At 72.2% G+C, this 10,549-nt stretch carries 10 protein-coding genes and 1 pseudogene; 5 read left to right on the top strand and 6 right to left on the bottom strand.

Annotated features, from left to right (window positions below; translation table 11 throughout):
- Positions 1–172 precede the first annotated feature (172 nt).
- Entirely contained in the window at positions 173–2,527 is a 2,355-nt protein-coding gene (locus tag AB0M93_RS08000) for a bifunctional (p)ppGpp synthetase/guanosine-3',5'-bis(diphosphate) 3'-pyrophosphohydrolase (protein ID WP_364269646.1), read from the top strand.
- Here the strand turns inward: AB0M93_RS08000 and AB0M93_RS07995 are convergent.
- Positions 2,503–3,777, bottom strand: a pseudogene (locus AB0M93_RS07995) (amidohydrolase family protein); the annotation flags it as partial. The gene AB0M93_RS08000 and the pseudogene AB0M93_RS07995 sit on opposite strands and share 25 nt — an antisense overlap.
- A gap of 64 nt (positions 3,778–3,841) precedes the next feature.
- Here AB0M93_RS07995 and AB0M93_RS07990 point away from each other — a divergent pair.
- A complete protein-coding gene (locus AB0M93_RS07990; RefSeq protein WP_364269644.1) occupies positions 3,842–4,279 on the top strand; it encodes a MarR family winged helix-turn-helix transcriptional regulator in 438 nt (145 codons plus the stop codon).
- Here the strand turns inward: AB0M93_RS07990 and AB0M93_RS07985 are convergent.
- A complete protein-coding gene (locus tag AB0M93_RS07985) occupies positions 4,276–5,112 on the bottom strand; it encodes an alpha/beta hydrolase (protein WP_364269642.1) in 837 nt (278 codons plus the stop codon). The genes AB0M93_RS07990 and AB0M93_RS07985 overlap by 4 nt on opposite strands.
- A 73-nt stretch (positions 5,113–5,185) precedes the next feature.
- On the opposite strand from AB0M93_RS07985, the gene AB0M93_RS07980 reads away from it, so the two are divergent.
- Positions 5,186–5,965, top strand: coding sequence for an enoyl-CoA hydratase-related protein (locus AB0M93_RS07980; protein WP_364269640.1), 780 nt, complete (start codon positions 5,186–5,188; stop codon positions 5,963–5,965).
- 4 nt (positions 5,966–5,969) lie between these two features.
- Here the strand turns inward: AB0M93_RS07980 and AB0M93_RS07975 are convergent, their stop codons facing one another.
- The 4 genes from AB0M93_RS07975 to AB0M93_RS07960 all read right to left on the bottom strand — a co-directional run bounded on the left by AB0M93_RS07975 (position 5,970) and on the right by AB0M93_RS07960 (position 9,189).
- Positions 5,970–6,533: a hypothetical protein gene (locus tag AB0M93_RS07975; protein WP_364269638.1), complete on the bottom strand. Its 564-nt coding sequence runs from the start codon at positions 6,531–6,533 to the stop codon at positions 5,970–5,972.
- 95 nt (positions 6,534–6,628) lie between these two features.
- Positions 6,629–7,462, bottom strand: coding sequence for a hypothetical protein (locus AB0M93_RS07970; protein WP_364269636.1), 834 nt, complete (start codon positions 7,460–7,462; stop codon positions 6,629–6,631).
- A gap of 75 nt (positions 7,463–7,537) precedes the next feature.
- A complete protein-coding gene (locus AB0M93_RS07965; protein WP_364269634.1) occupies positions 7,538–8,317 on the bottom strand; it encodes an aminotransferase class IV family protein in 780 nt (259 codons plus the stop codon).
- Positions 8,317–9,189: a peptidylprolyl isomerase gene (locus AB0M93_RS07960; protein ID WP_364269632.1), complete on the bottom strand. Its 873-nt coding sequence runs from the start codon at positions 9,187–9,189 to the stop codon at positions 8,317–8,319. The genes AB0M93_RS07965 and AB0M93_RS07960 overlap by 1 nt, the downstream gene beginning before the upstream one ends.
- A gap of 148 nt (positions 9,190–9,337) precedes the next feature.
- Here AB0M93_RS07960 and AB0M93_RS07955 point away from each other — a divergent pair, with 148 nt between their 5' ends.
- Together AB0M93_RS07955 and AB0M93_RS07950 are read left to right on the top strand one after the other, a co-directional pair.
- Positions 9,338–9,904, top strand: coding sequence for an MBL fold metallo-hydrolase (locus AB0M93_RS07955; RefSeq protein WP_364269630.1), 567 nt, complete (start codon positions 9,338–9,340; stop codon positions 9,902–9,904).
- Positions 9,901–10,548 carry a hypothetical protein gene (locus AB0M93_RS07950; RefSeq protein WP_364269628.1) on the top strand — a complete coding sequence of 216 codons (648 nt, stop codon included), beginning with the start codon at positions 9,901–9,903 and terminating at the stop codon, positions 10,546–10,548. The genes AB0M93_RS07955 and AB0M93_RS07950 overlap by 4 nt, the downstream gene beginning before the upstream one ends.
- The last annotated feature ends 1 nt before the right edge of the window (position 10,549 follow it).

The raw sequence follows: 10,549 nt of genomic DNA, 5'->3' as shown, positions 1-10,549 counted from the left end.
GCCGCGGCTGGTGGTGTGGGCCCTGGCGTTTAACAACCCGCCTTGCCACCCACGACCGTGAAGGCCCTGGTGACGGGCCCCACATCCCCCTGAACGGGCGCACCCGACAGGGCTGCGAGGCGCAACGGCTACCCTGGTGGTCCGAAGGCCGCACGAGCAGCAGGAGGTGCGGGTGAGCCAGGAGCTCGACGCCGCGGTGCCCGCGAAGCAGGGCGCCCAGCAGAACGGGCAGGCGGCGGGACAGCCCGCGCCGCCGAAACCGAACGGCGCGGCGCCGAATCCGTCCGCGACCCGGCGGGTCCGGGCGCGCCTCGCCCGGCGCATCACCGCCCAGCGCGCCGCCCCGGTCAAGCAGGTCCTCGAACCCCTGGCCGTCATCCACCGCGAGCTGCACCCGAACGGCGATCTCGGGCTGCTCCAGCGCGCCTACGACGTCGCCGAGGAACTGCACCGCAACCAGCGGCGCAAGTCCGGCGACCCGTACATCACCCACCCGCTCGCCGTCGCCACCATCCTCGCCGAGCTGGGCATGGACACCACCACCCTCGTCGCGGCGCTGCTGCACGACACGGTCGAGGACACCGGCTACGCCGTCGAGAGCCTGAAGGCCGACTTCGGCGACAAGGTCGCCGAGCTGGTCGACGGTGTCACGAAGCTGGACAAGGTGAAGCTCGGCTCGTCCGCCGAGGCCGAGACCATCCGCAAGATGGTCATCGCGATGGCCAAGGACCCGCGGGTGCTGGTCATCAAGCTCGCCGACCGGCTGCACAACATGCGCACCATGCGCTTCCTGCCGCCGGAGAAGCAGGCCCGCAAGGCCCGCGAGACGCTCGAGGTCCTCGCCCCGCTGGCCCACCGGCTCGGCATGGCCACGGTCAAGTGGGAGCTGGAGGACCTCGCGTTCGCCATCCTGCAGCCCAAGAAGTACGACGAGATCGTGCGCCTGGTCGCCGACCGCGCACCGTCGCGCGACATCTACCTGCGGTCGGTGATTACCGACCTGACCAGCAACCTCGTCTCGTCGCGGATCACCGCGAAGGTCGAGGGCCGGCCCAAGCACTACTACTCGATCCACCAGAAGATGATCGTCCGCGGCCGCGACCTGGACGACATCCACGACCTGGTCGGGGTGCGGATCCTGGTCGAGGACGTCCGCGACTGCTACGCGGCGATGGGTGTCGTCCACGCGCTGTGGCAGCCCGTGCCCGGCCGGTTCAAGGACTACATCGCGCAGCCGCGGTTCGGTGTCTACCAGTCGCTGCACACGACGGTGATCGGCCCCGACGGCAAGCCCCTCGAGGTGCAGATCCGCACCTACGAGATGCACCGCACCGCCGAGTACGGCATCGCCGCGCACTGGCGCTACAAGGAAACCAAGGGCACGCACAACGGCAACGCCATGGACGTCGACGAGATGGCGTGGATGCGCCAGCTCCTCGACTGGCAGCGAGAGGCCGCGGACCCGGGCGACTTCCTCGAGTCGCTGCGCTACGAACTGGCCTCCCGCGAGATCTTCGTGTTCACGCCGAAGGGCGACGTGATCACGCTGCCGGTGGAGTCGACGCCGGTCGACTTCGCTTACGCCGTGCACACCGAGGTCGGCCACCGCTGCATCGGTGCCCGCGTCAACGGCCGGCTGGTCGCGCTCGAACGCAAGCTGGAGAACGGCGAAGTCGTCGAGATCTTCACCTCGAAGGCGGAGAACGCCGGGCCGTCGCGCGACTGGCTGCAGTTCGCCGGCTCGCCGAAGGCACGCGCCAAGATCCGGCAGTGGTTCGCCAAGGAACGCCGCGACGAGGCGATCGAAGGCGGCAAGGAAGCCATCACCAAGGAGATCCGCAAGGTCGGGCTGCCGATCCAGCGGCTGGTCTCCGCGGAGTCCATGGGCGCGGTCGCCACCGAGCTGCGCCACTCCGACATCTCGTCGCTGTACGCGGCGGTCGGGGAGGGGCACACCAGCGCGAAGCACGTCGTGCAGCGGCTGGTGGCGCTCATCGGCGGCGTCGACGCGGCGGAGGAGGAGCTCGCCGAGCGCGCGACGCCGTCCACGGTGACCCGCCGCCGCGGCTCCAACGACGTCGGCGTGGTGGTCAAGGGCGCCAGCGACGTCTGGGCGAAGCTCGCCCGCTGCTGCACCCCGGTCCCGGGCGACGAGATCCTCGGCTTCGTCACGCGCGGCGGCGGCGTCTCGGTGCACCGCACCGACTGCACGAACGCCGGTGACCTGCAGTCCCAGCCCGAGCGGCTGGTCGAGGTCGAGTGGGCGCCCTCGGCGTCTTCGGTGTTCCTGGTGGCCATCCAGGTCGAGGCGCTCGACCGGCACCGGCTGCTTTCGGACGTGACCAAGGTGCTGGCCGACGAGAAGGTCAACATCCTGTCGGCCTCGGTGACGACGTCCCGCGACCGGGTCGCGGTCAGCCGCTTCTCGTTCGAGATGGGCGACCCGAAGCACCTCGGCCACGTCCTCAAGGTGGTCCGCGGCGTGGAAGGCGTCTACGACGTCTACCGCGTGACGTCGGCTTCCTGAGGAACCCACGACCCGTCGACGGCGATGCCCGCGGCCGCGGCGATCCGGTCGCGGGATTCGAGCAGCCGGGCGCGCAACGCCGGCAGGGCCACGCCGAGCAGCCGGCCGTGGCGCTTGACCGCCTTCCCGGCGACGAAGACGCTGTCGACCAGGCCGGGGTGCCCCGCGCTGACGAGAGTCCCGGCCGGATCGCCGACGGGGAAGACCGCCGGGTCCTCGGCGTCGAGCAGGACGAGGTCGGCGTCCTTGCCCACGGTGAGGCTGCCGGTCCGGGCGGCGCGCCCGCAGGCCCGGGCGCCGTCGATGGTGGCGAACCCGAGGACGTCCCGCGCCCGGACCGTGCGGTCGATCGCGAACGCCGTGCGCATGGCGCCGAACAGGTCGCCCCCGGCCGACGGGCAGTCGTCGACCGACAGCGAGGGGCGCATCCCGGCGGCCATCGCGCGGCCGGTGATGGGTGGCGCGAAGCCCATCTTCAGCTCGACGTCGGGGCTGATCGACACCGAGCCGCCCGCGTCGGCCAGCATCGCGAGCTGGTCGTCGGAGAGGCCGTTGCCGTGCACGACGGTCGTGCGGTCGTCGAGCAGGCCGCGCTCGTGCATCCCCGCGATCGGCCGGTCGCCGTGCGGCCAGCCGCCGGTGCCGTGGACGTGCACGCTCACCCGCAGCCCGAGTTCCCGCGCCAGCGTGACATCCGTGGCCGTCTCGTCCATTGTGGACATGACCGGGCCGCGCAGGCCCAGCGCCATGTCCTCGGCCGCCAGCGTCGCACGCACCCGCCGGATCTCCGGCGCGATGTCCGGGCCCGCGGCGCCGTAGCAGAAGATCGAGTGACCGGGTGCGTCACGCAGCGCCTGGATCGCGGCGTCGGCGTTCTCGGGACGGTCGGCGCAGTGGAACCAGTCCAGCATGGTCGTGACGCCGGAGTTCAGCGCTTCGATCCGCCCGAGCAGGTTGCCCAGGTAGACGTCTTCCGGCCGGTAGTGCGGCTTGAGCGTGCCGTGCACGGCGACGCGGTACTGGCCGAACGTCCAGTCGGCGCCGAGGCCGCGGAAGGCGGTCTGCCAGGTGTGCCGGTGGGTGTCGACGAACCCGGGCAGGACGAGCTTGCCCGAGGCGTCGACGACCTCGGCGCCGTCCGCCTCGATGTGCGGGCCGACCGCGGCGATCCGGCCGTCCTCGACGAGCACGTCACCGCGGGGGAGATTCCCGGTCGCCGGATCCATGCTGACCACCATGCCGCCACGAACGAGCGTGTTCGTGGATGTCCTTTCCCCAAGAGTTGATACGTCAACTCTAGCTTAGACTGTCGGGATGGCCGACATGAGCCCCGAGGACTGGGCGTTCTGGGACACCTGGATGCGCGCGCAGCGCCTGCTCCTGCGCGAGCTCGACCGCGGCCTGCAACGCGACTGCGGCATCTCGAAGGCCGAGTTCAGCGTGCTGGTGACATTGCGGCGCCCGATGCGCGTCGGCGAGCTCGCCGACGCGCTCGGCTGGGACAAGAGCCGCGTCTCCCACCTGCTGACGCGCATGGAGAAGCGCGGCCTGACCGCGCGGTCCGAGGACGGCGCCGGCGGCCGGCGCACGGGGATCGAGCTGACCGCCGAAGGCCGCCGCCTGGCCGAGAGCGCGACCCGGGCGCACGGGGCCAACATCCGCCGGTCGGTCCTCGACGCACTGACGCCCGAGCAGGCGTCGGCCATCCGGTCGTGGAGCGAGGAGCTGGTCGAGCGCGTCGATCCGGCTTAGGAGAGAACCTTCCGCAGCAGGGCGTTCACCTCGGCCGGCCGTTCCATCGACGGCAGGTGACCCGTGTCGGCCAGTTCCACGAGTTCGGCGTGCGGCAGGGATTCCGCCAGGTGCATGGACAGCTCGACCAGCCCGCGCGCGTCCGCCGTCCCGATCACCACCAGGGCGGGCGTGGTGATCTCGGCGAGCCGGTGCCGGGTGTCCGGGATCCGTTCCGTCCACTGTGGAGCGGTCCAGTCGTGCCGGTACACCTGCTCGCACATTTCCCGGACCAGCGCGACCATTTCGCCCGGCAGCACGGAAACGTCCCGCTCCGGCCCGGCGACCATGTACCGGATGTTGGCCTCCGCCATCGCCCGCACGTCCGCCGGGTCGACGTCGCCCGTGCGGGCGCGGTAGCGGTCGAGACGGCCGGCGGGCAGGATTTCGGCGGTCAGCCGCGCGATGTCCGCCTGCATGTGGTCCGGCCAGGTGTGCCCGGTGAGCCCCGAGCCGAGCAGCACCAGCCGGGTGATCCGCTCCGGCGCGGCCAGGGCGGCGTCCAGCGCGCACGCCCCGCCCATCGACGCCCCGACCAGCGCGGCCTGCTCGATCCCCCGGGCGTCGAGCAGGGCCAGCAGGTCCTCGTAGTGGGCGTGTTCGCCGGTTTCGCCGCGGGTTTCGCCGAACCCGCGGCGGTCGTAGCGGATCACCCGGTGGGCGGCGGCGAGCTCGGCGAACTGCGCGTCCCACATCCGGCGGTCGCCGATGGCGGCGTGCAGCAGCACGACGGCGGGCCCCTCGCCCGCTTCGTCGTAGCCGAACGCCGTCCCGTTCGCCTCGATCGTCGCCATGGCCCCAAGGTAGCGATACGACCGTGTCACACACCCCCGGTTTCGCTGAGGGCGAGCGGCTAGGGTGCGGTTCATGACCGACGGATTCCACCTGACGCGCGAAGGCGAAACCGCCCGCCTGACGCTGAACCGGCCGGAGAAGATGAACGCCATCACCTACGGCATGTGGTCGGCGATCCCGGACGTCGTGGCCGAGGTCGAGGCCGACCCCGCGCTGAAGGTGCTGGTGATCGCCGGCGCCGGGCAGCACTTCTCCGCGGGTGCCGACATCAGCGAGTTCGGGGAACTGCGCACCACGGCCGACGGCGCGGCGAGCTACGACAAGGCCGTCGCGGGCGCGGTCGCCGCGCTGACGGCGATGCGGAAGCCGTCGGTCGCGATGATCCAGGGCAACTGCATCGGCGGTGGCTGCCAGGTCTCGGTCGCCTGCGACTTCCGGTTCGCCGCCGAGGGTTCCCGGTTCGGCATCACCCCGGCGAAGCTCGGCATCGTCTACGACTTCGACTCGACGCGTCAGCTCGTGTCGCTGGTCGGCCCGGCGCACGCCAAGTACTTCCTGCTGTCCGGCGAGCTGATCAGCGCCGGCCGCGCCCGCGAGATCGGCCTGCTCAACGACGTCTTCGCGGCCGATGACCTCGAAGCTTCGACGCTGGCCTTCGCCGAGACGCTGTGCTCGCGCTCCCAGGCGTCGATCCGCGGGATGAACCGGATCATCGAGAAGATCGTCGCCGGGCAGAAGGCCCCGGACGCCGAGGTCGAGGAGATCCGCTCGGACGCCCTGCACGGCGAGGACTACGCCGAGGGCGTCGCCGCGTTCCTCGAGCGGCGCCCGCCGCGCTTCACCTTCCGCTGACCCCTCAGCCCTCCAGGTACGCGTGGAAGTGCTCGGCGACGACGTCGGTGACGCCGGCGGGGTCGAGCTTCCCGTCGATCTCGATGACGCGGATGCCGAGGTCCCGCGCCGCGCGCACGGCGTGGGCGGCGAGCATCCGGTCGCGGGTCAGCCGGGTCCGCTGCACCGGGATCGCCGGTTCGTCCGGCCGGTGCCGCAGCTGGTGCTGGCGGAACAGCTCGGTCGGCACCAGCACCACCATGCGCCCGGGCGAGTCCACGAGCGGGGCGACCAGCTCCGGGCGCAGGCCCCGGCCCTCGGCGACGATCGGCCGCGGTGAGGTCAGCGCGCGCAGGTCGTCGAGGGCGCAGCGGAAGCGGTTCCCGAACTCCGCCATCATCGCGGTCAGCTGGTCGCCCACCGGGAGGTCGTCCGGCAGCGGGGTGCCGGGCCGGGCCCGGTCGTCGTGGTGGTAGGTCGTCAGGCCGTGCCGCTCGGCCAGCAGCCGGGCCACGGTGGACTTTCCGGTCCACGGTGCGCCGCCGATCCACAGCGCCTTCCCGAGGGTGCCGAACGGATCCCAGGTCATGAGACGACTATCGCGGGACCGGCGGCTCGATGGCCAGTGTTCCGGCGCCGGTTGATCCGTTCAGCGCAGGGTGACCCGGCACGCACGCCCCGGGGTCAGGGCGCGTCGCGCTCGCCGTCGATCACGAGCACGGTGGAGCTGTCCGCGAAGTCCGGTTCCGGGCCGATCCGGAAGTGGAACCGCGAGCCCGGCCGGACCGCGGCGATCACCTGGTTCTCGGCCGTGTCGAGCACGATGATCGCCAGCTCGGTGGTGACGGGCTCGGGCCGCACGACGACGTCCGGACGCGGTTCGGGGACCACGATCGGCAGCGGCAGGGTCCCACTGACCGAGCCGGCGCCGAAGTCGTCCTCGTCCTCCTCGGCCGCGGGCGGCTCGAACGGCGGCGGCGGGAGCAGCTGGGGGCGCCGCCGCCACCACAGCCCGGCGAGCAGACCGGTCAGCAGGCCCCCGGTGCCGCTGACGGCCGAAGCCAGCCCGGCGCCGAGACCGGACGGTTCCGCGGCCGGCGCGGATTTCGCCGCCGGCGCGGGTTTCGCCGCCGGGACGGGCGGCGGAGACGACGGCAGCGGGCCGAACTGCACCCCCGGGTCCTGGACGGCGTCGGCGGGCAGCTGGAGCACCTGGCCGGGCTCGATCGCGGTCGGGTCGGTGAACGGCGTGCCGTCCGGCCGCAGCCGGCCCTGGTTGAGCTGGAAGATCTCCGGGAAGCGCCGCCCGTCGCCGAGCGCGCGTTCGGCGATCCGGAACAGCGTGATGTCTTCCGGGTTGTCGGCGTGCGGCACGATGAAGTACTTCACCGGCGGCGGCGGGTCACCCTGCGCGAACGCCGGACCGCCGGCGAGCACGGCGAAGAGGATGCCGGCGCAGCCGGCCTGGCCGGCCCGTCCGAGGACGCGGCGGACCGCGGGAACCGGGTTCTCGACCATGTCGGCACCTCTCCCCGGCGGCCCTCGGCGGGTCGCCGGTGTTGCCCCTCTACACGGGGCCGGTGCGGACGCGGTTCAGATCTTGTCCCACGGCACGGTCTCGTACGCCTCGGCGAGCAGGGCCACGGCGCGGTCCGCCGGCGGCAGCACGAGGTCGTCGACCGCGGCGACCGGACGTACCGGCGTTTCGGAGTTCGTCACGAACATCGCGTCGAAGGCGCGCAGGTCGGCGGGCCGGACTTCGCGCGTCTCCTGCGGCACGCCGAGCCGCCGCAAGGCTTCCTGCTGCACCAGCATCGTGATCCCGGGCAGCACCGCGGCTTCCGGCCACACGACGCCGTCCCCGGTGAGGAAGCCGGCGTTCCAGATCGACGCTTCGCTGATCCGGCCCCGGTGGTCGACGAACAGCGCGTCGTCGAAACCCGCCAGCTGCGCTTGGCGGCTCTGGTGGATCAGGCCGAACGTGCCGAGGTGCTTGACGTGGGGCAGATCGCGCTCGTAGCGCACGGTCCGCAGGCGCAGCGGCGCCGGGTCGGCCGGGTGCGGCGGCCCCGTCCGGACGAGGATGTCCGGGGTCATCGGGTCGTCGAGCGACCGCGTGAGCACGACGACCCGGACCGAAAGCGCGGATTCGCCCGCGATCGCCTGCCGGACGTAGGACCGCACGAGCTCGGCGTCGAGTTCGGTGCCGAACAGCAGCCGGGTGCTCGTCACGAGCCGCTCGAGGTGGAAGGCGAGCCCGCGGACCCGCCCGTCCCGGACCTGCATCGCGGTGAAGTGGCCGTAGGAGACCATTCCCGCGAGTGCGGCGTCCGGGCCGAGTGGATCCCCGTTCAGCTCGAAGCGGGGCGGCACTAGGAGACGGTGACGCCGGTGAACTTGACCTGCTTGGTCGGCGCTCCGGTGCCGTCCTGCGGGTTCGGGTTCGCGATGCCCGCCTTCGCCACCGCGTCGAGCACCTTCAGGCCCTCGTCGCTGATGCTGCCGAACACCGAGTAGTCCGCCGGGAGGCCGTCGGCGTTGCCGTAGACCATGAAGAACTGGCTGCCGCCGGAGTTCGGGGCCTGCGTCTTCGCCATCGCGAGGATGCCGCGGCCGTACTTGATCTCCGGGAACGCCTCGTCCGGCATCGTGTAGCCCGGGCCGCCCTGGCCGTCCTGGGTCGGGTCGCCGGTGGCCGACGGGTCACCGCACTGCAGCATCTGCAGGCCCTCGGTGCCGAGCCGGTGGCACATGGTGTCGTTGTAGAAGTTCTGCTTGGCGAGGCTGACGAAGCTCTGCACCGCGCAGGGGGCGAGCGCCCGGTCGAGCGTCAGCGGGATGTCGCCCGCGGTGCTCTTGAGCGTCACGTTCACCGTGCCGGTCGACGGGACGTTCTTGCCGTCGGGCAGGTTCACCTTCTTCGGCGCCTTGCCCGTCGTGTCGGCCTTGAAGTCGCACGTCGTCGGGTTCGGCAGCGCCTTCGACCGCTTCGGCAGCGCGGTGCGCTGCGTCGGGATCTGGAGGTCGGTCGGCGGCGGGGCGGCCGAGGACGACGGCGCCGCGGTGGGGCTGTCACCGCTGTTCGCGCTTACGATCCACACGACGACACCGGCGACGACGAGGACGGCCACGCCGACCACACCAGCCCCGATCATCCTGCGTCGCTTCTGCTGCTCCAATCGGCGCTCGAGCTGCCGCTCGAGTTTGCGCTTCGCAGCTTCGCGGCGCTGCTGGTTGGTCGCCACCCCGTACCCTCCAGGTTTCCGCTCGTCTCACACGTTTGAGGTAGCGGCAGTGTATGGGCACAGCCTGTGAGGACCATGTACAGGGCCCGCTAGTCTCAACCCGATCGTGATCGGCGCCATCCGGCGCGGATGTCCGGGGAGGCGTTCGGTGCTCGTCGTCGGGTTCGGCAGCGGCCCGCTGCAGGCCAACTGCTACCTGCTGGCGGCGGCCGCCGGCGGGCCGTGCGTGGTCGTGGATCCGGGGCAGGAGGTGGCTGCGCCGCTGGCCGCCGCGCTCGCCGAGCACCGGCTGGTCCCGGCCGCTCTGCTGGCCACCCACGGGCATCCGGACCACGTCGCTTCGGCGGCCTCGCTCTCGGCCGAACACGGCGTCCCGCTGCACCTGCACCCGGCCGACGCCCCGCTCTACGACGGCGACAGCGTGCCCCTTGCGGCGGGTGCGTTCGCCGGTCTGGACGTCGACGTCCGGCACGTGCCGGGCCACACCCCGGGCTCGGTGGTCATCGCGCTGGAGACGGCCGAAGGCGGGCGGCTCGCCCTGACCGGCGACACGCTGTTCGCCGGCTCGGTCGGCCGCGGGGACGTGGGGGAGGCGCTGCGGAGCCTGCTGGCCGGTTTCCCGGACGACACGGTGGTGCTGCCGGGCCACGGCCCGGCGACGACGATCGGCCGGGAACGCGCGGGCAACCCGTTCCTCGCCGGGACGGGGGCATGAGCATGGCGGAGGGGACGACCGAACGCGTCGCGCTGTTCGAGGAGGACCCGCGCGGCCGCCGTCGCCGCGGGATCTCGGGCCTGATCGGCGTGGTGATCGTCGCGGCGGCGTTCGGCGGGATCGCCGGCCTGATCGGCGGCACGGTGACCGGCCTGGTCGTCGCGCTGGTGATCGCGCTGCCGCTGCTGTACGTGATGGCGGTCAGCATCCGCCGCCGCGTCTGGCTGGAGGGCTCGACGCTGCTCGTGCGCACGTGGGGCCTGCGCCGGGTCGACCTGGTCACGGCGACGCGGCTCGACCTCGTCGTCGGCGACGTCCGGGGCAGCCGCACGGTGAGCCTGCTGGTCAACGCCGGCCAGCGGGGGAAGGTCGCGAAGGTCGACCTCGCGGTGTTCTCCGGGACCGGCGGGCGCGAGCTGGGCATCCTGCAGCTGCGGAAGCTCGCGAACGCGCTGATGAACAACACCGAGGCGAACGGCCTCGTGTTCGGCGAGCTGCTGGTGGCCGAGCTGAAGGCCGAAGCGCGCGGTTCCGGCGTGGCCGAGCGCCCGCTCTACCGGCTGGCGTCGGTGGCGCCGTCGGGCAAGTACGTGCAGCGCTTCACGATGGAGGCCGTCAGCCGGTTCGTGGCGACGCTGGGCTGAG

The organism is Amycolatopsis sp. NPDC051102 (assembly GCF_040682815.1).
In the GTDB taxonomy this organism is placed as follows: Bacteria; Actinomycetota; Actinomycetes; order Mycobacteriales; family Pseudonocardiaceae; genus Amycolatopsis.
Note: the sequence above shows the minus strand (reverse complement) of the source record. Positions and strands in the feature narration are given on the sequence as shown.

Excerpts from the sequence above, each read along its gene's own strand:
- AB0M93_RS07990 (WP_364269644.1), top strand. The coding sequence starts at position 3,842 with ATGGCCGACATGAGCCCCGAGGACTGGGCGTTCTGGGACACCTGGATG.
- AB0M93_RS07985 (WP_364269642.1), bottom strand. The coding sequence starts at position 5,112 with ATGGCGACGATCGAGGCGAACGGGACGGCGTTCGGCTACGACGAAGCG.
- AB0M93_RS07980 (WP_364269640.1), top strand. The coding sequence starts at position 5,186 with ATGACCGACGGATTCCACCTGACGCGCGAAGGCGAAACCGCCCGCCTG.
- AB0M93_RS07975 (WP_364269638.1), bottom strand. The coding sequence starts at position 6,533 with ATGACCTGGGATCCGTTCGGCACCCTCGGGAAGGCGCTGTGGATCGGC.
- AB0M93_RS07970 (WP_364269636.1), bottom strand. The coding sequence starts at position 7,462 with ATGGTCGAGAACCCGGTTCCCGCGGTCCGCCGCGTCCTCGGACGGGCC.
- AB0M93_RS07950 (WP_364269628.1), top strand. The coding sequence starts at position 9,901 with ATGAGCATGGCGGAGGGGACGACCGAACGCGTCGCGCTGTTCGAGGAG.